The organism is Mycobacterium sp. SMC-13 (genome assembly GCF_045311035.1).
Classification (GTDB): Bacteria; Actinomycetota; Actinomycetes; order Mycobacteriales; family Mycobacteriaceae; genus Mycobacterium.
Genome location: NZ_JBJIAI010000002.1, coordinates 328,122 through 350,655, shown reverse-complemented (window position 1 = coordinate 350,655; position 22,534 = coordinate 328,122). Strand labels below are relative to the sequence as shown.

At 66.1% G+C, this 22,534-nt stretch carries 22 protein-coding genes; 11 read left to right on the top strand and 11 right to left on the bottom strand.

The features are described 5' to 3' along the window. The first annotated feature begins 48 nt into the window (after nt 1-48). Nucleotides 49-657: an Mce protein gene (locus ACJH6I_RS04900; RefSeq protein WP_212806507.1), complete on the top strand. Its 609-nt coding sequence runs from the start codon at nt 49-51 to the stop codon at nt 655-657. Continuing rightward, the gene (locus ACJH6I_RS04895) at nt 647-1,453 is read left to right on the top strand and encodes a hypothetical protein (protein ID WP_244872819.1); all 807 of its coding nucleotides are present in this window, start codon (nt 647-649) and stop codon (nt 1,451-1,453) included. Before ACJH6I_RS04900 ends, ACJH6I_RS04895 begins: the two co-directional genes overlap by 11 nt. 7 nt (nt 1,454-1,460) lie before the next feature. On the opposite strand, the gene ACJH6I_RS04890 is transcribed toward ACJH6I_RS04895, so the two are convergent. The 3 genes from ACJH6I_RS04890 to ACJH6I_RS04880 all read right to left on the bottom strand — a co-directional run bounded on the left by ACJH6I_RS04890 (nt 1,461) and on the right by ACJH6I_RS04880 (nt 5,666). Continuing rightward, nucleotides 1,461-2,660: a BTAD domain-containing putative transcriptional regulator gene (locus ACJH6I_RS04890; RefSeq protein ID WP_212806506.1), complete on the bottom strand. Its 1,200-nt coding sequence runs from the start codon at nt 2,658-2,660 to the stop codon at nt 1,461-1,463. 88 nt (nt 2,661-2,748) lie between these two features. Further along, complete coding sequence (locus ACJH6I_RS04885; RefSeq protein WP_318984163.1) at nt 2,749-3,888, bottom strand: acyl-CoA dehydrogenase family protein; 1,140 nt, start codon at nt 3,886-3,888, stop codon at nt 2,749-2,751. 17 nt (nt 3,889-3,905) lie between these two features. Next, a complete protein-coding gene (locus ACJH6I_RS04880; protein ID WP_318984164.1) occupies nt 3,906-5,666 on the bottom strand; it encodes a long-chain fatty acid--CoA ligase in 1,761 nt (586 codons plus the stop codon). 188 nt (nt 5,667-5,854) lie between these two features. Between ACJH6I_RS04880 and ACJH6I_RS04875 the strand changes: the two genes are divergently transcribed. Continuing rightward, nucleotides 5,855-6,538: a TetR/AcrR family transcriptional regulator gene (locus tag ACJH6I_RS04875; RefSeq protein WP_406783814.1), complete on the top strand. Its 684-nt coding sequence runs from the start codon at nt 5,855-5,857 to the stop codon at nt 6,536-6,538. 16 nt (nt 6,539-6,554) lie between these two features. Here the strand turns inward: ACJH6I_RS04875 and ACJH6I_RS04870 are convergent, their stop codons facing one another. The 5 genes from ACJH6I_RS04870 to ACJH6I_RS04850 form a co-directional block, all read right to left on the bottom strand. Continuing rightward, complete coding sequence (locus ACJH6I_RS04870) at nt 6,555-7,244, bottom strand: Abi-alpha family protein (RefSeq protein ID WP_318984166.1); 690 nt, start codon at nt 7,242-7,244, stop codon at nt 6,555-6,557. Nucleotides 7,245-7,322: 78 nt separating this feature from the next. Then, entirely contained in the window at nt 7,323-8,162 is an 840-nt protein-coding gene (locus tag ACJH6I_RS04865) for a short-chain dehydrogenase/reductase (protein WP_318984167.1), read from the bottom strand. After that, a complete protein-coding gene (locus ACJH6I_RS04860) occupies nt 8,159-9,676 on the bottom strand; it encodes an NAD(P)/FAD-dependent oxidoreductase (RefSeq protein ID WP_318984168.1) in 1,518 nt (505 codons plus the stop codon). Before ACJH6I_RS04860 ends, ACJH6I_RS04865 begins: the two co-directional genes overlap by 4 nt. 31 nt (nt 9,677-9,707) lie before the next feature. Next, complete coding sequence (locus tag ACJH6I_RS04855) at nt 9,708-10,790, bottom strand: PDR/VanB family oxidoreductase (RefSeq protein ID WP_244872820.1); 1,083 nt, start codon at nt 10,788-10,790, stop codon at nt 9,708-9,710. Then, the gene (locus ACJH6I_RS04850; RefSeq protein ID WP_212806500.1) at nt 10,787-11,683 is read right to left on the bottom strand and encodes a metal-dependent hydrolase; all 897 of its coding nucleotides are present in this window, start codon (nt 11,681-11,683) and stop codon (nt 10,787-10,789) included. The genes ACJH6I_RS04855 and ACJH6I_RS04850 overlap by 4 nt, the downstream gene beginning before the upstream one ends. A gap of 82 nt (nt 11,684-11,765) precedes the next feature. Between ACJH6I_RS04850 and ACJH6I_RS04845 the strand changes: the two genes are divergently transcribed. Continuing rightward, nucleotides 11,766-12,386 carry a TetR/AcrR family transcriptional regulator gene (locus tag ACJH6I_RS04845; protein WP_256445382.1) on the top strand — a complete coding sequence of 207 codons (621 nt, stop codon included), beginning with the start codon at nt 11,766-11,768 and terminating at the stop codon, nt 12,384-12,386. Nucleotides 12,387-12,402: 16 nt separating this feature from the next. Here ACJH6I_RS04845 and ACJH6I_RS04840 read toward each other — a convergent pair whose 3' ends face one another. Together ACJH6I_RS04840 and ACJH6I_RS04835 are read right to left on the bottom strand one after the other, a co-directional pair. Then, a complete protein-coding gene (locus ACJH6I_RS04840; RefSeq protein ID WP_212806498.1) occupies nt 12,403-13,068 on the bottom strand; it encodes a helix-turn-helix domain-containing protein in 666 nt (221 codons plus the stop codon). Continuing rightward, nucleotides 13,065-14,519, bottom strand: a complete 1,455-nt coding sequence (locus tag ACJH6I_RS04835; protein WP_212806497.1) for an APC family permease — start codon at nt 14,517-14,519, stop codon at nt 13,065-13,067. Before ACJH6I_RS04835 ends, ACJH6I_RS04840 begins: the two co-directional genes overlap by 4 nt. A 185-nt stretch (nt 14,520-14,704) precedes the next feature. Here ACJH6I_RS04835 and ACJH6I_RS04830 point away from each other — a divergent pair, with 185 nt between their 5' ends. The 7 genes from ACJH6I_RS04830 (at nt 14,705) to ACJH6I_RS04800 (ending at nt 21,587) form a co-directional block, all read left to right on the top strand. After that, nucleotides 14,705-16,045, top strand: coding sequence for a diiron oxygenase (locus ACJH6I_RS04830; RefSeq protein WP_318984170.1), 1,341 nt, complete (start codon nt 14,705-14,707; stop codon nt 16,043-16,045). A 77-nt stretch (nt 16,046-16,122) separates the two neighbouring features. Continuing rightward, entirely contained in the window at nt 16,123-16,551 is a 429-nt protein-coding gene (locus ACJH6I_RS04825) for a nitroreductase family deazaflavin-dependent oxidoreductase (protein WP_212806496.1), read from the top strand. Nucleotides 16,552-16,908: 357 nt separating this feature from the next. Further along, nucleotides 16,909-17,655, top strand: a complete 747-nt coding sequence (locus ACJH6I_RS04820; protein WP_212806495.1) for an ABC transporter permease — start codon at nt 16,909-16,911, stop codon at nt 17,653-17,655. Beyond that, nucleotides 17,652-18,440: an ABC transporter ATP-binding protein gene (locus ACJH6I_RS04815; protein ID WP_318984171.1), complete on the top strand. Its 789-nt coding sequence runs from the start codon at nt 17,652-17,654 to the stop codon at nt 18,438-18,440. Before ACJH6I_RS04820 ends, ACJH6I_RS04815 begins: the two co-directional genes overlap by 4 nt. After that, nucleotides 18,437-19,408 (top strand): ABC transporter substrate-binding protein, encoded by a 972-nt coding sequence (locus tag ACJH6I_RS04810; RefSeq protein ID WP_318984172.1) that lies wholly within the window; start codon nt 18,437-18,439, stop codon nt 19,406-19,408. Before ACJH6I_RS04815 ends, ACJH6I_RS04810 begins: the two co-directional genes overlap by 4 nt. Next, on the top strand, nt 19,405-20,361 hold the full coding sequence (locus ACJH6I_RS04805; protein ID WP_318984173.1) for an asparaginase domain-containing protein: 957 nt from the start codon (nt 19,405-19,407) through the stop codon (nt 20,359-20,361). The genes ACJH6I_RS04810 and ACJH6I_RS04805 overlap by 4 nt, the downstream gene beginning before the upstream one ends. Then, the gene (locus tag ACJH6I_RS04800) at nt 20,358-21,587 is read left to right on the top strand and encodes a M20 family metallopeptidase (protein ID WP_318984174.1); all 1,230 of its coding nucleotides are present in this window, start codon (nt 20,358-20,360) and stop codon (nt 21,585-21,587) included. Before ACJH6I_RS04805 ends, ACJH6I_RS04800 begins: the two co-directional genes overlap by 4 nt. Here the strand turns inward: ACJH6I_RS04800 and ACJH6I_RS04795 are convergent. Beyond that, nucleotides 21,584-22,480, bottom strand: coding sequence for a LysR family transcriptional regulator (locus ACJH6I_RS04795; RefSeq protein WP_318984175.1), 897 nt, complete (start codon nt 22,478-22,480; stop codon nt 21,584-21,586). The genes ACJH6I_RS04800 and ACJH6I_RS04795 overlap by 4 nt on opposite strands. Between the last annotated feature and the right edge of the window lie 54 nt (nt 22,481-22,534).

The window sequence follows — 22,534 nt, the reverse complement described above, 5'->3', positions numbered from 1 at the left end:
CAAGTAGCGACGTATTCGACCAGGTGTGGCCAGCAGGGTCGAAATCCTGTGACCGACAAGGAGACCGACATCACCGACGTCGACGTGGACGAGGCCCTCGAGGCCGAGTCACCCACGCCGGCGGAGGCCGCCGAGCCCAAGGCCCCGAAGACGTATGCCGTCCGGCGCAGCCTCTGCTGGGCCGTGGCCGTCGTGATCATCGCGCTGTCGGCCGCGGCGGGCACCGCGTGGGCATTGGTATACGCCCAGCATCAGCGTGACGCCGAGGCAGCAGAAGCTCTCACAGCAGCGCGCGCATACGCCGTCACGCTGACCACCACCGACCAGAACACGATCGACAAGAATTTCGCCGATGTCCTGGGTGGGGCGACGGGTGAGTTCAAGGATGCCTACAGCAAGGCCGCGGCGACCATGCGAAAGATGTTGATCGACAACAAGGTCAGCACGACGGGTGTGGTCGAGGACTCTGCGGTCAAGGACGTGCGGGGCGATGACGTCGACGTGCTGCTGTCGGTGAAGCAGGACGTCACCAGTGCCGGGGTCAAAGAGAAGCGGACCGATTACGTCAGCGTGTCGATGACGATGCGCAAGGTGGGAGACAGGTGGCTGGCGGCCGAGGTGCTGCTCGCCGGAGCGGACGGTAAACGTGGCAAGTAGAGTCCGGGCGGCCCTGGCTGCCGTGGGTGCAACGGTGGTCGCCACGACGTGTTTGACTGGCGCGCCCGTCGCCCACGCGGCCATCGATAGTTTCTGCTCGCAACTCGGCGCGGTCTGGGACGGCGGTGCCTGCACCGCCGTCGTCAAATCTCAGCGAGAAGCCGAAATGCTGCTGTCCCTGCGGGTTCCGGCCGAACTGATCGACAACCCGACCGCCGGGCCGGTATTGCGTGACTACTACACGCGGCTGTTCAACGGCTGGCGTGCCACCGGCAACACCACGCCGCGGGACAGCAGTGCGCGTGCCGACTACGAGATCATTCCCGGGCCCGGGGGCCTGCAGTCGGTGGTCGTCCACGAGACGTTCGAGCCTTTCGGCATCCAGTCCAACAACGCCTACCGGTCCTTCCTCTTCGACATGAATGCCGGCCGCCGGCTGTACCTGCCCGATTTGTTCCGGGCGGGAGTCAATGCCAATCAGGCGGTTTCGGCTGCCGCCGCACCGATCCTGCCGCCGGTGCTCGACGCCGCCGCGCCGCCGCACGCACCGGGCACCTATCCGTTCACCGTGGAGGAGTTCCAGCCCGACGGCGACGGTCCGGGTTACTCGGGCAACTACCGGGCGTTCGCGCTGACCGGTGATTCACTGCGTCTCTACATGCCGGACCAGCCGATGTCCCGTGAAAGCCCAAGTCCACGAGATCGTTTCAGCTGGTCGATGGACGGTGGGACCGTCGTCGCCAATGTGCCGCTGGCGTCGTTGGCGGGTCAGCTCAAGCCGCAGTACGGCGGCTGAGCTCGGGTCAGTCCCGGTCACCGTCCCGCGCTGTAGCCGGCGGGTAGGTCTGGAAGACGAACACCTGACCACCCACTCGAATGGTGTCGCCGTCGTGGAGTTCAGCCGTGGCGCGGATGCGCTCGCCGTTGACATGGACGCCGTTGGCAGACCCGAGGTCGGTGATGATGTGGGTGGAGCCGGTGTTGTTGATGACGGCGTGGTGCCGGCTGACCTTGTCGTCGGCCACGACAAGGTCGTTGTCGGGGTTGCGTCCGATGCGGGTGGCCGCCCCCTTGAGTCGATGAAGGTGATCGTGCACGTCGCGCAGGGCCGCGGTGACAGGGTCGATCAGGGTCGTCACATCGGGTTCGAAGGCGATGATCGTCTGGGCCGCAGCCTGGGCATTGCGCTGTACGTCGAGCGGTTCCTGGCGCAGGATTTGTTCGTACAGGGTGCGCAGTGCCGGCGCGGGGTCGATGCCGAGGTCATCGGACAACGTTGTCTTGAGCCGGTGATAGGTATCGAGTGCGTCGGATTGGCGGTCGGTGAGGTAGTACGCCGTGATCAGTTGCGCCCAGAGCGGTTCGCGGTAGGGATGTTCGCCGACCAGGGTTTCGAGCTCACGAACGACGGTATGGGCTCGGCCACAAGCGATCTCGGCGTGGGCGCGTGCGGTCTGCGCAACGATTTTGTCCTCGGCTAACGCGTTGCGCAGCGCCTCCGTGAAGGCGAAGTCGCGCAGGTCGTCGAGGACGGGGCCGCGCCACTGGCGCAGCGCAGCGGTGAGGTGAGCACTGGCCGCCTCGAAGCGTCCGGCGGCCACGGCGTCGATCCCGGCTTGCTGTTCGGTGGCAAACCGGGCCAGATCGCTTTGTTCTGGGGTGATTTCGAGTCGGTAGCCATGGGGTGCGGTGGACACCACGGCATGGGCATCGACGCCCGCCTCGGTGAGGATGCGGCGCAGATTCGACACGTACGCACTCACGGAGATGCGAGCGGCGGCCGGCGGTTCGTCTTCCCAGATTGCGGTGATCAAGTCAGTGGCACTGACGGCGCGGTTGGCGTTCGCCACCAACATGGCAAGTACCGCGCGCTGTTTCGGCGTCCCGACCTGAATCGGCCTCGACGCGATGGTCACCTCCAGCGGACCCAGCACCCCGAATTGGATGTCGTGTTCGGCGCCACCGCGTTGAGGTGCGGGCGTCGCCGGTGTCTGGCCACCCATCAATAGCTCCCCGCTTGGCCGAACCTACCCAATTGCACGGGTAGAGGGTTGCACACCAAGCCCGATCAGGACGGCCGAATCATCCGGGCTAGAGGTGGCGCGCGATGAGGTCCTTCATGACTTCGTTGGCACCGGCATAAATCCGCGAGATCCGACTGTCGACGAACAGGCGGGAGATGGGGTATTCCTCCATGTACCCGTAACCGCCATGTAGTTGCAGGCAGCGATCGACGACTTGTGTCTGTTGTTCGGAGCACCAGAGTTTGACCTGCGCGGCGCGTTTGACGTCGAGGTCGCCGCGGACGTGACGTTGAATCGCGTCGTCGACGAACGTGCGCATGACGTCGATCACGGTGGCGATCTCCGCCAGTTCGAAACGGGTGTTCTGCAGGGCGAAGAGGGGTTTCCCGAACACGTGGCGCTCCTTGACGTACGCCAACGTGTGGTCGTATGCGGCTTCGACCGCGCCCAAGGCGGCGACGCCCACGATCAGGCGCTCCTGCGGCAACTGCTGCATCAGCTGGACGAAGCCGCGACCTTCGACGCCACCGAGCAGGTTCTCCGCGGGGACACGAAGTTCATCGAAGAACAGTTCGGTGGTGTCCTGCCCTTTCTGTCCGATCTTCTTCAGCTTGCGGCCGCGCTGGAATCCCGCAGTATCGTCGCGAACTTCGGCGGCGAACAGCGACAACCCGGCCGCACCCTGCTGCGGATCGGTCTTGGCCGCGATGATGATGAGGTCGCACGTCGCGCCGTTCGAGATGAACGTCTTGGCGCCGGAAATCACGTACTCGTCTCCCACGCGAACGGCTCGCGTCGAAATGGCCTGCAGATCTGATCCGGTACCGGGTTCGGTCATGGCGATCGCGCCGATCCATTCACCGGCAGCGAGTTTGGGCAGCCAGCGCAGCTTCTGCGCGGAGGTGGCATAGGCGTTCAGGTAGTGCGGGACGATGCCCGTGTGGACACCCAACTGCATGGACAGATCGCCGGCGTAGGCCTGCTCCCGGAACAGCACCGCCTCGTGCGCGAAAGTTGCGCCACCACCGCTGAATTCCTCCGGGATCGACATCAATAGCAACCCCAGGTCGCCGGCACGGCGATACAACGCGCGGTCGGGCTCGCCGACGGCGGCGAATTCCTCGTGACGCGGAACGACTTCCTTGGCGAAGAAGTCGCGGGCCAAACCGGACAGGTCGGCAAGTTCGGTCGTCGATGCGGGGGTCACTGTCTTGTTCCTCTCCTTCAACGCGCGTACAGCGCGTCGATCTGTGCGGCATATTTTTCGGCGATGGGTGCGCGGCGCAGCTTGAGCGTCGGCGTCAGCTCATCCCCGCCGGGAATCCAGTACTGCGGCAGGACTTTCCAGCTCCGAATCTGCTCCACCCGGGATAGCCGGGTATTCGCCGACGCCACCGCATCGGACACCGCCTGCTGTGTCGCCTCGTGGTCGACCATCTCGTCGACGGTGGCGCCGGCGAATCCATGTCGGGAGGCGAAGTCAGCGGCCGCATCGGGGTCGAGCGTGATCAGCGCGGCGATGTGCGGACGGTTGTCACCAATGGCGGCGACAGCGCCGATCAGCGGGCTGGCTGCTTTCAGTGCTCCCTCGATGTTGCTGGGGGACATGTTCTTTCCGCCGGAGTTGATGATCAACTCCTTCTTGCGGTCGACGATACGCAGATACCCGTCGGCGTCGACCGAGCCGATGTCGCCTGTGTGGATCCAGCCGTCGACATCGAGGATTTCCGCGGTGCGACCGGGATCGCGGTGGTATCCGCGCATCACCCCACATCCGCGGACCAGAATCTCGCCATCGGTGGCCAGTTTGATTTGTGTGCCGGGGATTGGTTTACCCACCGTGCCGAGCTTGAGCCGGTCTCTGGGATTGACGGTCGTTACCGCGGAGGTCTCCGACATGCCCCATGCCTCCAACACGGGAATACCGATCGCAAGCATGAACTCGAGTACGGAGACATCGATGGGGGCAGCGCCCGACACGGCCGCGCTCAGTTGGTCCATTCCGAGGCGCGCGCGAATCTTGGACAACACCAACACGTCCGCCGCGACGGCGGCTGCTTCGTCGAGCAGTCCCAGCCGGCCTCCCACCAGGGTGGCTCCCGCCTTCTTCTTGCCGGCTGCCAGGGCCCACCGCGCGAGCGCGCCTGCCGGTCCGGTCTGCTCCGCGATGAGTGCCTCGACGCGAGCCCGAATCTTGTACCAGAGCATCGGTACCGCGACGAAGAACGTCGGGTGCACGCGGCCCAGTACGTCGATCAGCATCTTCGGGTCATCGACATCGGTGACCGTGATGCCGAAGTACATCGGCGCGTACTGGCCGATCCAACGGTTGATCAGGTGTGCATCCGGCAGATAGGACAGCACTCGACCCCGGCTGAGATTGCCCACCACACTGGGGATCACCTCGAGTTGGTACAGCAAGTTGCCGTGCGTCAGCTCTACGCCTTTGGGGTGCCCTGTGGTCCCGCTGGTGTAGATGAGGGTCAGGATGTCGTCGCGCTGAACGGCTTTCCACACGGCGTCGAAGTCGAAATCCTCCGCACCACCATCTGCTACCTCATCGAGGGTGAGCACACCGTGGTTCGGTTCGTCGAGCGAGATGACGTGGCGCACATCGGTTCCTGACGAGGCAGCGAGCACCTTCTCCAGATATTGCGCCTCGCTGACCACGACTGCCGGCTGGGCGTTGTCGAACAGGTACGTGATCTGCGCCGCGGCGCTGGTGTTGTACACCGAAAAGCCGACCGCACCGAGATGCATCACCGCCGCGTCGACAACGTGGAACTCGGGACGATTGGTGAGCATCATCGCCACCACATCGCCGCGCCGCACGCCCAGCGCGGCCAGACCGGCGGCCACTCTTCGAACTTGGTCGCCGTACTGCGACCAGGTCAATGCCACTGTGCCGTCGGCGCGGCAAATCGCCGCGGTGTCACCGAGTTCGGCAACGCGCCGCTGGAAGTGCGCGCACAGACTTTCGCTCATCACAACCCTTCTCGCAGCAGTGCCGTGCGGGGTCCGGACCGGGGGTGCGGCCGCAACGGCTCAGGCTGAAACAGTAGAACATATTGCGTATGATTGTTTCAATCGTGGGCGATGGAGAGGTCTCACGCACGTCGTCCGGTGCCCGCTGTGTTCAGTGAAATACCTTGCCCGACAGAAGGAGAGCCGTGATGTTGGCAACTCGACGTCAACCGAACGGCACGTGCTGCCAGGCGAGTCCGACTGCCACCGACAGTCCGAGCACCACCGGCCGTGACCGAACGACGATCACCAACCGTGGTGATCACGCCCGTACGGCGATCTTGACAGCGCTACGCGAATTGCTGGATCGAAACCCGATTACGGACGTTTCGGTACAGGCGATCACTCGGCAGGCCGGTGTCACGCGAACCGCGTTCTATTTCTATTTCGAATCCAAATACTCCGCCCTGGCGGAACTGCTGCACGGACGCACCACTGCCGCGATGCTCGATAAGTCGTTTGCGTTGCGGACACCGGGGGAGTCCACTCCGGCATTGGTCGCACGGGTCATCGCCGGTATCCGTGCCGCCCTGGCTGCCGACGACCCGGTGTGGGCCTCGTGTCGCGCATCGTCAGGCTACGAACCGGAGATCGCCGAGATCGTCGCCGCCGTGGAGGACGCGATTACTCGCCGCATCGTGGAGATTGTGTCGGCCGAGGTACATCAAGGCGCCCAACCGATCTCGACCGACCTCCCTGCTCTGGTGCGTGTCCTGACCACCGCGACGGTCGCCGGCAGTGCACCCGCGGGTGTCGGTGCGCAATCCGCCCACCTCGATCGCACTATCGACGCGGTGTCAGCCCTATGGCGGAACGCATTGTGGCCCAGGTAGTTCGAGAATTTGTGCCTTACCAGGAACTGTCGCACGTCGTTGTCGTCCACAGCTCGCGTCCCAGGTCGGACAGGCGCAGACTGAGCCGTTCCACCCGAGTGGACTGCCGCGCCGCCTGCGCATCGGCGATGGCGCGCCTGACGCTTGGTTCGGCCATGAGCACCTCGTAGCCGGGCTCGGATCCGTCTGCGTGGGGTCCGATTTCAACCAGACCGAGCCGCAACAGGTTCGCGACGTAGATCGGCACCATGGTCGGCAGCGTCACGCCCGCGGTGCGGCCGATCAGCGAGGTGTTGGTCACGACGGCTCGAGGCAAGGACCACCGCCGAGACTGCGCATAGACGTTGACCAGGGGAGAGGTGGTGCCGTCCGAAAGTGCACGGAGAATCCTCGCCTCGTCGGCAACAAGCTGGTCGACGATACGGTCGTAGAGCTCCAGCCGCGTCTCGCCCGTGCTCTGGTCCAGTGAGCGGTCCAACAACTCGGCCATTCTGGTGCGCAACGATTCCTTCGACTGCGACGAATCATTCTGTGTCGCAATGTCGGCATCGGCCGGCCGCGGTGGCCCGTGCGGCGGCCCGCCGGCCTGCTCGCGCGACGGCACCTCCGGCACGGGGATATCGGCTCGCCCCGCCACGGATAGCCGGCGCCGGGCGAATGTCGTGGCGGTCGCGATCAGGCCGTGCACGTCGGAGGTGGTGACCATCGTGTGATCTCTTTTCTGGAGGGCGGTTCTTTCGACTGATGCGGGTTGGTGATCTGGCTTCCGCTGCGAGGCAGCGTCTTAGCGCTCCAGTTGCCGGATGATGGCGGCCACCGTCTGGTTGGCCGCGAGTTGCTGGTCGAGGAGCACGTTGATGACACCACGAAGCCAGGCATAGGGGATCCATGCGCGCGGCATGGTGCTGCTGGCTCGGCGCCGGCCGACTGCGTCGACAATGCTCGCGGCAGCGTGACCGGCGTCGATGCGCTTGTTCAATGGCCAGGGCAACAGTTCGCCGATGCGTTGGCCCATCGGATCGTCATCGAGTGTGGTGCGGGCCAGCGCCGTGTCGACGATTCCGAAGTAGGAGATTCCGACCGTCACCTGGTGGGTGGCGAGCTCGATCCGCAACGCTCGCCCGAGCTGTTCGACACCGGCTTTGCTGATCATGTACGCCGCACCGCCCATGCCCGGTGCGAACGCAGCGCATGACCCGATGAGCTGAATGTGTCCGCTACTGGAGATGATGTGCTCGGTGGTCGCGCGCACGGTGTGCACCGCGCCGAGCAGATTGATGTCGATAACCCGTTGGAACGCATCGGGTTCGATGGTGCGCAGGGTTGCCGGCGGCGGTGTGACGCCCGCGTTGGCGACCACTACATCGATGCGTCCCCAGGTGTCCACTGCCTGCTCGGCCGCGGCGGCCAACGCGGCGGCATCGCGCACATCGGCGACGATGCCGATGGTGTCCATCCCCAGCTGCTCCTTTGCTTTCCCGAGCTTCTCTTCGTCGACGTCGACGAGGACCACTCGGGATCCGGCCGCCACGAAACGGGAGGCCGCTTCGAACCCGATGCCCTGTGCCGCGCCGGTGATGAAAACCACTGCACCGGAAAGGGGCATCGCTGCACGTGCGGTCATCGTCCGACCACCAACTCGGCGCGGTCGGATTCGGGCGGCACGGCCGCGTAACGGATATCGAACTCCGCGAGGCGAATTCGGCGCATCTGGCGTCGGAATGTGAAGACGAAGCCAGGCCAGAAGGTGAAGTTGCGGCCAGACGGACTCAAGTAGTAGCTGTGACAACCACCGGAGTTCCACACCGAGTGCGCAAGACGCCGGTCGACGTGCGCGACAAAATTGTCGAGGGTTTCGTTCGAGACCTCGATACTGCGGATCTGACGGCGCTGCATCTGCGCGATGGCGTCGAGTACGAAGTCGAGCTGTGCCTCGATCGTCACGATCTGCGACGTGTACACCACCGAGTTCGGGCCGAGGATCATGAACAGATTCGGAAAGCCCGGAATGACGGTGCCCAAGTGCGCCTTCATCTCTCCGCCGGCCCACACCTCCGCGAGGCTGCGGCCATCTCGGCCGTGGATGCGGGTGAATCCGTCGTTATGGGCCAGTTTGAACCCGGTTCCGAAAACAATGGCGTCGAGGCGATGGTGGTGCCCGTCGGCGGTTTCGATCCCGTCTCTGGTGACCCGCCGGATCGCGGCGGTTTCCACGACGGTGTTGTCCGCGGCCAGCGCGGGGTAATAGGTGTTGGAGAACGTCGGTCGTTTGCATCCGAACGCATACCTCGGTGTCAGCTTTTCCCGCAGGTTCTCGTCGCGGACCTGCCTGCGGAGATGCCACGTGCCGACGGCCGCCATCGGCTGGAGCAGCGCCGGGAGATGGACCAGGCCGGGCACCATCGCTTCCTGGACGAGGCTGACCGCCGAACGGGCTGCGCGCTGGACGAGCGGGGCCGTGCGGAACACCGAACGCACCGCGGGCCCGACCGGGCGGTCCGGATGGGGCAAGATCCACGTCGGAGTTCGTTGAAACACAACCAGTTCGGCGGCGTCAGGCTGAATCCGGGGGATGAACTGCACGGCCGAAGCGCCGGTGCCGATGACACCGACCGCCTTTCCGCGCAGGTCGACGTCATGACGCCAGCCCGCCGAGTGAAAGGCCGGACCCGAGAAGTCTTCGAGGCCCGGAAGATTCGGAATCGAGGGCTCACTGAATGGTCCGGTGGCGAGGACCACGACGGTGGCGGTGAAATGTTGGCCACCTGCGATGATCTGCCACACCTGGGCCAGGTCGTCCCATGAGGCGTCGGTGACGTCGTGCCCCAGCCGAATGTGCGACCGGATGCCGCTGTCATCGACACATCTTTCGATGTAGGCCTTCAGTTCTCGCTGGAGCGGATACAGGCGCGTCCAATCCGGGTTCGGGGCAAACGAGTACGAGTACAGCACCGACGGGATGTCGCACTGCGCTCCCGGATAGGTGTTCGCCTGCCATGTTCCGCCGATGTCGCTGGCTCGTTCGAATACGAGAAAGTCGTCGTCGCCGGAATCCTTGAGTCGCATCGCCGCGCCGATCCCGCCGAAGCCGGCACCGATGATCGCGGTATGGACATGTGTGGGAGTGGGTTTGGTCATGGGTGTGTCCTTGCTGAGTGCCGGTGGCTGGTTAGAGCGCGACGGAGATCGAGTCACCCTGGGCGCGGGAAACGCAGATCATCATCGAGTCGCCGTGCTGGTCGGGCGTTAGCACCCGATCTCGGTGCTCGACAACGCCATCCACCAGTCGCACGCGGCAAGCGCCACAGAAACCCTGCTGGCACGAATACTGCACGTCCGGTTTGACCCGGCGGATCGCAGCGAGGACCGACTCGTCGGCGGCCACGTCGACAGTGAGCCCAGATTCGGTGAGCTGCACGGTGAACGCTCTGCCGTCGACGATCGGTGCGGCGGTGAAACGTTCGCTGTGGAATTCTGCGGTACGGCCCGGCGCGGTCGCGGCGGCGACATCGCGAGCCCGTTCGATCATGGCGGGAGGGCCACACACATAGAACGCCGCGCGGGATGAAGCGGCCGTACACAATTCGGCCAGATCCGGTGTGCCGTAATGGTCGTCGGGCCGGATGAGCACCCGGTCGTGCCCGAGCTCGGTGAGCTCGTCGATGAAGGGCATCGATGCGCGCGAACGCCCGGTGTACACCAGGCGCCAGGGGACCGGGCCGGATGCCGCCGCACGCACCATCGGCAGGATCGGCGTGATGCCGATCCCGCCGGCGATGAACACGTACTCGTCAGCGGGGGCCAGGCTGAACGCGTTGCGGGGACCCCGGATGCGCAGCGTGTCGCCGACCCGGACGCGGTGCAGCTCGGCCGAACCCGAGCCGTCGGGGATCCGCCGCACGGCGATTCGATAGTGGAGGGGGTCGAATTGGTCACCGACCAGCGAGTAGTGCCGTTGCCGGCCGGCCGGGGTGAACACGTCGATGTGCGCGCCCGGCGTCCAGCGCGGGAGCGGTGAACGGTCGGCCCGGCTCAAGGTCAGGCTGACGACGTCGTCGGCTACGCGTTCCGCCGCAACAACTTCGAGCCGCGCGTCGTATCCGGCCCGGCGTACCGGACGGCCCGGTGACAAGCGGTCCGCGATCCGGCTCTCGGTGAACAACCGCGAATAGCCGCGGGCCAACTGCGCCATGGCCCTGAGCGCTGGCGTCGGTTCATCGACAGATGTCGGCTGATCGAGTAGCTCGTTCATGCGTGTGCCGCCTGCGCCGCGGGCGATACCGCCAGGTACTGCACTGCCTTGCTGATGTCGCCCATCGTCGACGGGTGAAAACCCGGTCGTAGGTAGTAGTACATCTGCGAGAACAGGAAGGACACCCCCGGCACCAATCCATGATGGGCGGCGCGGATGTACTCGAGGGGCCACGGACGGCGACGCTGCACCGTCGCGTCGTTGCGGTACAGATGCGATGCCGTCGAAAACCAGAGCAGCGCAAGGCCCGAACATGCGATGAGGGCCGTGCGCGCACGGCGGGCATAGCCACCGTCGACGTACTGGTAGGCATCGAACGCGACATTGCGATGTTCGAGTTCTTCAGCGCCGTGCCATCGCAGCAAGTCGAGCATCGTCGGGTCGATGCCGGCGCGATCGAAGGCCTCGTTGTCCAACAGCCATTCGCCGATGACGGCGGTGAAATGCTCTGCCGCCGCGTAGACCCCGAGGCGCTCGCTCAGCCACGCCTTGCGCGCGGGGCCGGTGATCCCGTGGTCACCGAAAATCTTCTCTACCGCGAACTCGATGCGACGCAGGACCACACCGACGTCGACACCGTGTGCGCGCAGGTAGTTGCGGAAGCCCTCGTGCGACGCCGCGTGCGTCGCTTCCTGTCCGACGAATCCGATGACTTCCTCTTTGAGGCGCTCGTCGTCGATGTATGGCAGGGCCTGACTGAAGACGTCGGCCATGGCCCGCTCGCCTTCAGGCAGAACCAGGTGCATCACGTTCCAGAAATGAGTGGCATAGGCCTCGCCCGGGATGTACTCCAACGGGACGCCGGACCAATCGAAGTGGACGCGGCGGGCGTTGATCGCCAGTGCCTCGTCGTTGTACTCGCGCACCACTCGTCCCGGTTTTCTGCTCGCCATCACACGCCTTCCTCGGCTCTGAGTCCTTCGTGCTACAGTGAAACACACTACATACAATTGTTTCAATGTTGCAGCGTCGACTATGGTCAGGTGCGTGCACACCGATCTTTTCGCGCTCGACACGGCCCGTGATGAGGGTGTCGAAGAGATCCTCGATGCCGCGTTGGACGTCTTCGCCAAGATCGGGATCCGGCGGGCGACCGTCGATGAAATCGCTCAACGCGCGGGGCTCGGCCGTGTCACGATCTACCGACGGGTCGGCGGGAAGAACGAGATCGTCTCGGCGGTGCTCATCCGCGAATCCCAGAAGCTGTTCGAAGCGGTGCGCGCCGCGGCGGCGCGTGCGGACAATTTCGCGGATCGCGTGGTCCACAGTTTTGCCACGACGATCGAGACGGTGCGCACGAACGCGGTCTGGAACCGGCTTCTGGACATCGAGCCCGACACCGTGCTGCCTCGACTGACCCTCGAAGCCTCACCGCTGCTGGCCGGGGCCGTCGCGGCGACCGCCGAAGTGCTCCGTGGCCCTGACGTGGCGGCAGTCCCGGAACCCGAACTGCTCGCACGAGCCGAAATCCTCGTCCGCATCACCCATTCGATCCTGCTCACGCCTGCGGTGCTGGCGCCATTGGAGACCTATGAACAGGTCGAACAATTCGCGCGGCAAAACCTCCTGCCGATCGCGTCAACGCCGAAACCGTAGTGCCGCAACGCGGGCGTCAACCCGACGTCGTGCACGCTTGCGCCACCGCCCGCGCGTGGGGCGTGAGAAACGCCAGCAACGTATCGGTGTCCGCGACGCGGTGCGAGGGCGCCGAGGCTGCCAAGACGGCGACGAGACTGTCGTCGGCGCTGCGGATCGGGAGAGCCAGGCAGCCATGTCCGGGCACCAGAATCCCGCGCTGGGTCGAAAATGCGGGGCGTTCACCGCGGGCGTCTGCGGCGACGATCCGTCCGATGGCCGAGCATTCCGGTTCAGCGATGACCCGGGCCGGATCCGACAGTGGAAAATCCGGGTCGATGTCGAACAGCTCCAACGCCGGCCGCCCCGTGGACCGGTGCAGGACCAGATGAATGCCGAATCGTGCTTCGGCTCGCACGGCGTCGACTGCTTCGCGTAACCGGTCCGCCGGAGTGGAGGGGATGCCGACCAATCGGTCGATCCGCCGGCCGAGGGCGAACCCGCCCAAATCCGGGGTGCGCACCAGGTATTCGCTGTCCACCAGGACAGCGAGCAATCGGTATGCCGAGGACCGTGACATCCGCAGCCGGTGAGTGATCTCCAGTGCCGTGATCCCGGGCCCCGCAGCCGCCACCTCCTCGATGATGGACAGCGCGGCGAGCGCCGAACGCGACCCGGCGTCGGGGCGCAGTGCTCGGGTCATGATGTGCCCCGCAGATAACCTCGCCACACCGACGACCGGACGGTCCCGGCGTGTGCGCCCATCGACGCGAACGCGTCCGGGCGCCTCGCACGCACGCGCAGACCGATGGCGGTCCACGCCCCCATCCAGACTGCGGACGTCACCGCTCCGGCCCAGAGCGGGCCGGTCACGGTCAGGCCCCAGAACCCCGCCAGGACCGCGGTCAGTACCAGTGCGCAAGCCGGCCCGACGACCCAGGCCACTCGGCTCGGCTCGCCGAGGCGCCGCAGCATCGCGGGCATCGCACCGGCCAGCGCGGCATACGCCAGCAGGAAACCACATACGGCACCGGCCACGAGTGAGCCGCACACGGCTTCCGCATCGGCGCCGAATGCACTGACGGCGAAAGGCACACCGAAGACGGTCGCGGTGCACAGCCAGATTCCCACCGTCGGCGCCTTGCTGCGCAGATCGGTATGTCCCAGTGCTGCCGGCAAGACGCCTTCGCGCGCCAGCGACAAGAGAACCCGGGCCGCCGCCGTCGTGGAGGCCAACGCGCAGGCGAAGAACGACAATGCCGCCGCCAGGTACATGGCGGGAACCAACGCGCGACCACCCGGATCGGCGTTCAGTGCCTGGAACCACGAGTTGGGCGTTGTGCCGCTGAGTGTTTCGGCTTGGGCCAGGGTCGCGAGCAACACGACCGCACCACCGACCAGCAGCGAACCGCGGACTGCCGCCGGCACCGTGCGCAGCGGGTTCCGCGTCTCGACCGCCAGCACGGTCGCGCTCTCGAAACCGACGAACGCGGTCATCGCGACCGCGACACCGGAGGCAAGGCGGCCGAGGTCGGGGGTGTGCGCGAGCACGGCGTCATGCAGTCGGCGTTCGTCACCGTGGCAGAGCAGCCACACCGCGACCGCAACCACGAGCAGGACCGCCACGGTCTCGGTCACCAACGAGACCCGGGCCGAGATCCGGATGCCGCGAACCAGCACCACCCCGCTGAGTGCCGCGAACCCCAGGGCCGCAACGGCGACCATCCAGCCGTGCGCCGTCATCCCGACCGCGGACACCAACCGGAGCCAGAATGCCGACGTCTCGGTGACCGCGAACATCCCGATACCGAGGTAGCCGAGCAGCAGCGCACCGGCCGTGACGAAGCCGGACAGGGGCCCCACCCCGACTGCTGCGCACGTATAGAGCGAGCCGGCGGCAGGTACTCGCCGCGCGAATCCCCGGACCAGCCACGACACGACGAGTGCGAGCGCAAACGCGATCGCCATGCTCAGCACCACCGGACCGCCCTGCGCGGCAACGAGCAGGGGTATCGCCGCCGCGGCGCCGCACGGTGCCATGGCCGAAACGGACTGTGCCGCAACATCGGCAGCGCCCAGCGCACCGCGATCCAAGCCGCCCAGGCGCGTGCGTGGGCCCAGGCCGTGCAACGGCACCTGATTGTCCGTGAGCATCGCCGAGTATAGAAATCCCGCTGTTTCTGCCATGTTTCACCGCCGTGTCGCCCGCGTATCCCGCACTGGGACAACGCTTCCCACGCGAAGAGCCGACGCCGCAACGCGACTGACACCGGCACGCAAATGCCTGGCAGCACGCTCGTCGGCATCCCGATCCCTTCGATACCAACGGAGGTCACGCCATGACTGTGGGCTTCACCGCAACTGCCGCCGCCGAATCGCCCAGATCACACCTGAACACCGATACGCCGGCAGGACTCGACGATGACATCGCCGCATCGCTCTGCCGGGCGAGCACTCGCCGGCGTTTCGATCCGTTCGTCGACATTGACTGGGAGGCACCCGAAAACGCGCTGGATCCGAACGACGTGCGTTGGCAGCTCGACTCCGACATCGCTCCACTCGCCGCCACCGATTGGTACGCGCAGCAATCCATCGAGCGGCGAGCCGCGATGGGCCGCTGGCTCGCCGCGAACATCCTCAAGGTGACACTGCAATTCGAGATGATGTTGATCCGCGGCGTGATCCACCACGCCGGCACGTTGCCCAACGGCTCGGTGGTGTTCCAGTATCTGCTCCACGAGCTGACGGACGAATGCCACCACATCCAGATGTTCCAGGAGTTCGTCAACCGCACGGGCGCCGACGTTCCCGGTATGCGCCGCGGGTCCCGGTTCTTCGGACCCATTCTCGGCTTCCTCGGCGGCTACGCCAACATCTTCCTTTTCATCGGGGTGCTGTGCGGGGAGCAGCCGCTGCACTTCCAGCAGACGCTGCAGCATCGGGGCTCGACGGCCGTGCCGCCGCTGCTGAACAAGGTCACGTCGATCCACCTCGCCGAGGAAGCCAGGCACATCTCGTTCGCCAACCACTATCTGGCACAACGGATCGCGACAGTCGGACGGCTGCGGCGGCTGTGCTACGCCTTGGCATTTCCGATCTATCTGCGCTGGCTGATCGGCGAGATGATCACACCGCCACGGTCGTTCGCCCGTCAGTTCGGGATTCCGCGGCGCGTTTTCAAGGCCGCCTACTGGCGCAGCGCCCGATCCCGGCAGCTGTTGGCCGAGTCGGCCGCCGACGTCCGGCGTGCTGCCGAAGACCTCGGTTTGCGTACGGTCTGGACCCGCTGGCTGTGGCGGTTGTCGGGTATCGATGGCCGGCTTCCCCGGTACCGCGGTGAGCCTGATCGCAGTCAGCCGTGCACCCATGACCGTGCCGGCGTGGCAGTGGTGTGGGGTCGAATCGTGGCCGCGGTGATTGCGGCCGGTATTGCGATGGCGGCGACGCCGGTCGGGCTGCGGATCATCGCGGTGGCGGCGGCGGGAACGGCCGTGTGGGCGTCGTACCACCTGCTGCGGACCCGGCTCGGTGGTGTCGTCGGCAACCAGCCTTTCGAATGGCCGCGGATCGCTGTCTGGATCATGGTGTGCAGCATCATGATTCCCGCGGGCGGGCTGATCGGTCTCGCGTTGGTAGTACTCAGCATCCTGGCGCTTGCCGAGTTCATGCCGGGCTTGTGAAACCCTTGCCGGCAAGTAGACCGATCGGTATATTCAGCGTATCGGGCCAATGCCATGGCCGGCAAGGAGGAAGCTTCGTGGGAACAGCGCATACCCGCGCCGAACAACGACAGTTCCGGGTGTTCCGCGCGGTCGGGCGTTACCTGCTCAATCCGACGGTGCGGGGTCTGGCTCGACTCGGCGCCGTCCGCCCAACGCAGGTAAGCGAATTGGAAACCCTCGGCCGCAAGACCGGGCAGCTGCGACGGGTCCCGGTTTCGCCGATCTTCGACGAAACCGGGGCATGGGTCATCTGTGGGCACGGCACGTTGTCGGGCTGGGGTGCCAACATCGAAGCCAATCCGAATGTCCGCATCCAGCAAGGAGATCGCTGGCGTTCCGGCATCGCGACCTTCGTGCCGGACGACGATGTGCATGCCCGCGCGCGGCGGTCCGGTGCGGCCGGGCCGAAGATCGCGTCCTACGGAACCGCGCCGGTGTCCGTGCGCATCGAATTCACCGACTAGACCGTTCCCGGTGCCGGGCAGGAGCCCGGAACTCAGACCATCGGATCAGAAGGATCGAAACGCGCCCCGACGGCGCGACCGTTGCCGAATCAGCGCAGGTCTGGGCCGATTCAGGCGATGACGTAACCGTGGCGCTCACGCCGCGGTCACGCCGTCGGCGCACGGGTCCCCGTCTGTACCGGTGTTACGTTGCGGGCCGTCACGCAGGTCTGCAAGGGAAGATGGATGGTATCGGCACCCGCACGCGGTTCTGGCGCGCTCAGCTCGAGCGGCGTGCCCACAACAGTTCGACCGAGCAGTACGGCCGGAGCGCCGCGGCGCCGACGCGGTAGCGGTGAGCTCAACCGGGTGGCGCTGTTGACCGCCCTGCCAATCCTGAGTCTCGTCGTTGTCATCGTCGGCTGGGACGCCGCGGTGCGCTTCGAACTCTTCTCCGCCCGGCTCCTGCCCGCGCCCACACAGGTTGTGCACGCCGCGCGTGAGATGTACGGCGACGGAACGCTGTTCGCCGATTCTGCCGCGAGCTTCCGACGGGCACTCCAAGGGTTCGTCGTCGGATCTCTGATCGCCATCGTGGTGGGCACCCTCACCGGCCGCTCACGCATTGCCCGCGGCCTGTTGGAACCCACCATCCAGATCGTTCGGCCCATCCCGGCCATTGCGCTGGTGCCGTTGGCGATCCTGTGGTTCGGCATCGGTGAAGAATCCAAGCTGTTCCTCACCAGCCTCGGCGTCTTCTTCCCGGTCTGGGTCAACACGCACGCCGGTATTGCCGCGACGCGCGACGACCATCTGCGGGTGGCCGCATCGCTGGGCGCGTCAAAGTTGTTGACGTTCACCAACGTCGTCCTGCCGGGCGCCCTGCCATCGGTGCTCACCGGCCTGCGCCAGGGGATCGCGACATCCCTCATCCTGATCGTGGCATCCGAGCAGTCCGGTGTCACCGAAGGGCTCGGCTTCCGCCTCGACCAGGCGCGCCTGTTCAGTCAACCCGACCGGTTGTTCGTCTGTCTTGCTGCGCTGGGCATCGTCGGCGCCCTCGCCGACCAGCTGTTCCACCAGGCCACGCGTCACACCGTGCGCTGGGCGAAGGAACAATCGTGACCGCCGGCGACATCGCCGTCGATTCGCTGACAGTGCGGTACCCGGGAGCGGGCCGTCCCGTCGTCGACGGCCTCGACCTCACCATCGAGTCCGGAGCCTTCCTGGCGATCCTCGGGCCGTCGGGCTGCGGCAAGTCGACGCTGCTGAACGTCGTCGCCGGATTCGTCCGGCCGACAACGGGTTCGGTGACCTTCGGGGGCGAGCCGGTGACCGGACCCGGACGCGAGCGGGGCGTCGTGTTCCAGCGCGACGTGCTGTTCCCGTGGGCGTCAGTCGGGAGCAACATCGGCTTCGCCCTACGCGCGGCGAAGGTGCCCCGAGCGCAGCGGCGCGACCGGATCGCCGAGTTGATCAATGCGGTCGGCCTGGCACCGGACGTCGTGCACAAGCGTCCTCACGAGCTGTCGGGTGGGATGCGGCAGCGCGTCGGTATCGCCCGCGCTCTGGCGAACAGCCCGCGAGTGTTGTTGATGGACGAACCATTCGGTGCACTGGATGCTTTGACCCGCCAGCAGATGCAAGATCTGGTGGTCGAACTGTGGGAGCGCAACCGGCCGACCGTCGTCTTCGTCACGCACGATGTCGACGAGGCAATCCGTATCGCGTCCTCGATCGTCGTGATGGACCACACCGGCGCCATTGCCGACCACCTGAGCAACCCGCTGCCGCGGCCCCGGCCCGCGAGCCGCCTCGGCGAATTCGACGATTACGCGGCCCTGCGCCGTCGACTGCACGACCTGCTGCACGGACAGCAACCGGCCCTCACCTCGGGAGACAATGCATGACCAAACATCGGAAGATCGCCGCGATATTCGTTGCCGCACTCGCGGTTCTGGGGGCCGTCGGCTGCAGCAGTTCGGGCGGCAAGGACAGCGCGTCCGACTCGCTCACCCTGGCGTGGGTGGTCGACCCATCGTGGGCCCAGGTGCCCGTCGCCAATGACCTCGGATACTTCAAACAGCATGGCGTCAACGTCAAGATCGTCCCGTTCCCGACGGGCGCCGCGGCGCTCGAGGCGCTGGCGGGCGGCGCCGTGGACGTCGCCAATGGCGGCGATGTCCCCACATCCGCTGCGGCACTGAAGAATCCGAATCTCCGGGTCTTCGCCGACGGCGCCATCTGGCCGGAGGGCCGATTCGTCGCGCGGCGGTCAGCCGGGATCAACTCGATCGCCGATTTGGCCGGCCGCAAGATCGCGGTGCCTCTGGGCAGCAGCGCCCATTACTTCGCAAGCCGGTTCCTGACCGAAGCGAACGTGAAGGCGGACCTGGTCCAGACCGGGCCGGCGGAGATCGTCACCGCGATCACCAATCACAACGTCGACGCGATCGCCGTTTTCCAGCCGGCACTGGCGAAAGCGGTTGCGGCACTGGGTGGCGACGCGATCGAGCTGCAGGGCCGGCAGAAGTACAACCAGCACAGCCTCTACCTGGCCAACCAGAACGTTCTCGACTCGAAGAAGCAGGCGGTCGGAAAGTTCGTCGGGGCGATCCGCAATGCCGATGGTCCGCTGTCCGGCAAGGACCCGGCCGCCCTGGCCGCGGTCGCGAAAGCAACAGGGCTGGACAACAACCTGATCAGCCAGGTCACGTCGGAATTCAGGTACCAGACGCACCTCGGGCCGGAACTCGCCGGTGACCTCGCCGACCGCGCCCGCTGGGCGCAGAGCATCGGTCGCATTCCCGCCGACCAGCGCATCCCTGACTACCAGAACATAATCGCCGGATCGTTTGTGACGGAGAGCAATTCATGAGTGGGGCATACCTGATCGGTTTGGGCGGCACCATCTCCATGCACCAGACCGCGCAGGGCGCGGTGCCCGTCACCGGAGCCCAGGAGCTCGCGGAGACGGTCGCCGGGTTTGCCGGTGCGGAGAGCCTCGCGTTGGTCGGTGGGTCCGAGGTCGACTTCGACCTGCTGGAACGCCTGGTGGTCCGGGCCCGCGAACTGGTCGCAGACGAAGCCGACGGCATCGTCGTGACGACGGGCACGGACTCCATCGAGGAGGTGGCGGCCTGGCTGGCCTACCGGGAGAACTGGTCGGTGCCGGTCGTGGTCACCGGTTCGATGATCCTCGGCACCCGCCATGACAGCGACGGCCGCGCCAACCTCGCGGACGCGCTCGCGGTGGCGTCGTCTGGAGCGGACATCGATCCGGTGGTCGTGTTCGCCGGCAAGATCTTCGACGGTCGTGAGGCCGTGAAGGTTTCGGGGGTCGTGCGCGACGCCTTCGATGCGCCGGGGCGAGGGCCCATCGGTTATGTCGTCGGCGGCCAGGTCCAATGGCATCGGGCGCAGGAGCGGCGCAAGGGACATGGTGATCCAACCGGTCCGATTCGGCCGGTGCCAGTTGTGCTGGCTGCGTTGAGTGATGACGGCGCGGTACTGCGCGCGGCCGGGGGCGGGCAACAGGCGATCGTGGTGGCGGCAAACGGCGCCGGCAATCTGCCTCCGAAACAGGCTGCGGCAGTGGAGGAACTCATCGACGGCGGCAGCTTTGTCGTACTCACCACCCGCGCCGCGGACGGTCGCGTCGCTCCGGTGTACGGATACCCCGGTGGCGTGGCCGGCCTCGTCCAACACGGCGCGCAGTTGGCCGCCGGCATTTCGCCACACCGCGCGCGCCTGTTGGTGACACTCGGGCTGGCACAGGGCCGGGACAACGACGGGCTGCGGGCGTTGATCGACAGCGAGGTTCGCGCATGACCCGCGCTGCCGTCGACTCCACCGTAGACCGGCGCGAACTCGTCGAACTCACCACTCGTCTGGTGGCTGCCGGCCAGCCGTGGTGTGAGAACAGCCTCGACGGCCCGAGTCGCCCGCCGGAGGAGGAACGCATCGCCCGGCCGGTGGGTGACCTGTTGCGCGAGTGGGGCTTCACCGTCGAGTTGGTGGGCCGCACCCCGCAGCGGCCGAATGTGGTGGCGACGAAGCGCTTCGGCGCCGGTCCGTCCCTCATGCTCAACGATCATCTCGACACCTACCCGTCCGGCCCGCCGAGCCGCTGGCGTGTATGCGCCGGAAACCCTTATTCGGCAGTCGAATTGGACGGCCGGATCTACGCGCGCGGCACCTCGGACACGCGCGCGAATCTCGCGGCGCTCTTGACCGCCGCCAAGCGCATCGTCGACGATCCGCCGGAGTACGGGACCCTGCTGGTGGTCCTGACCGTCGACGAGGAACGCAACGGCATCGAAGGATCCAAGTACCTGGTGGACGAACACGGTTTGCGTCCCGACGCCTCCATAACGGTCGAACCGACCGCGTGGACCGACAATGGCCACAGCGGTATCGCCCTCGCCGTCGCGCAGACCGGTCACGCGTTGCTGGACATCACTGCCCGGGGGCGGTCCAGTCATATCTGGCGGCCCGATACCGGTGTCAATCCCGCGCTGTTCCTCGCCGAGTTCCTGACGGACATTGCCGCCGATCCCGTTGGCGATTGGCCGGTTTCGGTGGTGGGTCTGCAAGCAGGGGAGACCGGCATGGCGCAATTCACGCCGCTGGAGGCGAGCGCGCGCGTAGCGGCCGTCAACATCGGCCCGGATGTCGTCGCCGGCCGGCTGCTCGAGGAGTTTCACCGTCGCCTGACCGCGGCCCGGCCCGAAGGCATCGAGGTCGACGTCGAGTTCGCGCCCGGCCCGACGTTCGTCGCGGGCACCGTCCCGCTGCCGGCCGGCGATCCTCTTGTCGCCGCGATCCAGAGCGCCTACCGCGGCGTCACGGGTGAGGACGTCCGCACCTACACAAAGCCGGCGTTCAACGACACCATCCGCTTCCGTCACGTCGGCATTCCGGCCGTCACGTTCGGCCCCGGTGACGACGGGTGGGCCGTGTACGACGAGAGCATCAGCATCGACAGAATGGCCACCGCCGTGCAGGTCCTCGAAGCTGCTGTGCGGGAGTATTTTTCGGCCGCCGGCCCTACCTAGGGTGTCGCCAGGTGGTCATGGACACAGGCGATGAACGCCTGGCAGGCCGCCGAACGCAGGTGGGGACGAGGGGCCACCAGATGCACCTGGCGGTGCATCTGGACACCGGTGACAGGGCGGAGCGCCAGGGTGCTGTCGCTGTCGGCGCGGGTTCGTGCAACCGATTCCGGCAGCAGCGCCACTCCGAGGTTCTGACGCACGAAGTGCACGACCTCGTCGACTCGGGTGACCTCGAAGGCCACCCGTCGCGGTACGCCGGCGAAGCCGCGGTCGGTTTCGTGTCGAAGGCCGTAGCCGAGCGGAAAGTCGATGAACGGCAACGCCGCGAGTTCGGTCAGCGACACCGCCCGCCGTCTGGTCAGCGGGTGGTCGCGCGGCATGACCGCGATCAACGACTCGGTGAACAAGTGGGTGAAATCCAACTGGTCGCTGGCCGGGGAGACATTGGAGCCGACAATGGCGGCATCGAGCTTGCGGTCGCGGGTCGCGGTCAGCAGGATGTCGCTGCCGCCGCTGCGCAGGGTCACGCTCACGTCCGGGTAGCGGGAGTGGAACGTCGCCATCAGCGTTGCGACATCAAGACTTTCGGACGGCACCTCCATCATCCCGACGGTCAGGCGTCCGGTCACCGTCCCACTGAGGGCCTGGGCGTCGATCTTGAGTTGGTCGATGCCGGCCACCACCTGGTGCACCAGCGGCAGGAGCGCCTCACCTGCCGGGGTGAGCGAGACGGCCCGGGTGGTGCGCTCGAAGAGCGTCACGCCGAGCTCTTCCTCGAACTTCCGTACCTGCTGGCTGAGCGCCGACTGCACGACGAACGAGGTCTCGGCCGCCTTGGTGAAGCTCTTCGCCTCGGCCAGTGCGACCACGTAATGGAGCTGCTGCAGGTTCATCGTTCTTCACTTTCAATGATGAATCGCATCATATCTATTAACTGGACTCCTAGG

What these genes read in the sequence shown, in the direction of transcription:
- ACJH6I_RS04890 (WP_212806506.1), bottom strand. Translation starts at nt 2,660, where the DNA reads ATGGGTGGCCAGACACCGGCGACGCCCGCACCTCAACGCGGTGGCGCC.
- ACJH6I_RS04880 (WP_318984164.1), bottom strand. Translation starts at nt 5,666, where the DNA reads ATGAGCGAAAGTCTGTGCGCGCACTTCCAGCGGCGCGTTGCCGAACTC.
- ACJH6I_RS04875 (WP_406783814.1), top strand. Translation starts at nt 5,855, where the DNA reads ATGTTGGCAACTCGACGTCAACCGAACGGCACGTGCTGCCAGGCGAGT.
- ACJH6I_RS04870 (WP_318984166.1), bottom strand. Translation starts at nt 7,244, where the DNA reads ATGGTCACCACCTCCGACGTGCACGGCCTGATCGCGACCGCCACGACA.
- ACJH6I_RS04865 (WP_318984167.1), bottom strand. Translation starts at nt 8,162, where the DNA reads ATGACCGCACGTGCAGCGATGCCCCTTTCCGGTGCAGTGGTTTTCATC.
- ACJH6I_RS04860 (WP_318984168.1), bottom strand. Translation starts at nt 9,676, where the DNA reads ATGACCAAACCCACTCCCACACATGTCCATACCGCGATCATCGGTGCC.
- ACJH6I_RS04855 (WP_244872820.1), bottom strand. Translation starts at nt 10,790, where the DNA reads ATGAACGAGCTACTCGATCAGCCGACATCTGTCGATGAACCGACGCCA.
- ACJH6I_RS04850 (WP_212806500.1), bottom strand. Translation starts at nt 11,683, where the DNA reads ATGGCGAGCAGAAAACCGGGACGAGTGGTGCGCGAGTACAACGACGAG.
- ACJH6I_RS04845 (WP_256445382.1), top strand. Translation starts at nt 11,766, where the DNA reads ATGGTCAGGTGCGTGCACACCGATCTTTTCGCGCTCGACACGGCCCGT.
- ACJH6I_RS04840 (WP_212806498.1), bottom strand. Translation starts at nt 13,068, where the DNA reads ATGACCCGAGCACTGCGCCCCGACGCCGGGTCGCGTTCGGCGCTCGCC.
- ACJH6I_RS04835 (WP_212806497.1), bottom strand. Translation starts at nt 14,519, where the DNA reads ATGCTCACGGACAATCAGGTGCCGTTGCACGGCCTGGGCCCACGCACG.
- ACJH6I_RS04830 (WP_318984170.1), top strand. Translation starts at nt 14,705, where the DNA reads ATGACTGTGGGCTTCACCGCAACTGCCGCCGCCGAATCGCCCAGATCA.
- ACJH6I_RS04810 (WP_318984172.1), top strand. Translation starts at nt 18,437, where the DNA reads ATGACCAAACATCGGAAGATCGCCGCGATATTCGTTGCCGCACTCGCG.
- ACJH6I_RS04805 (WP_318984173.1), top strand. Translation starts at nt 19,405, where the DNA reads ATGAGTGGGGCATACCTGATCGGTTTGGGCGGCACCATCTCCATGCAC.
- ACJH6I_RS04800 (WP_318984174.1), top strand. Translation starts at nt 20,358, where the DNA reads ATGACCCGCGCTGCCGTCGACTCCACCGTAGACCGGCGCGAACTCGTC.
- ACJH6I_RS04795 (WP_318984175.1), bottom strand. Translation starts at nt 22,480, where the DNA reads ATGAACCTGCAGCAGCTCCATTACGTGGTCGCACTGGCCGAGGCGAAG.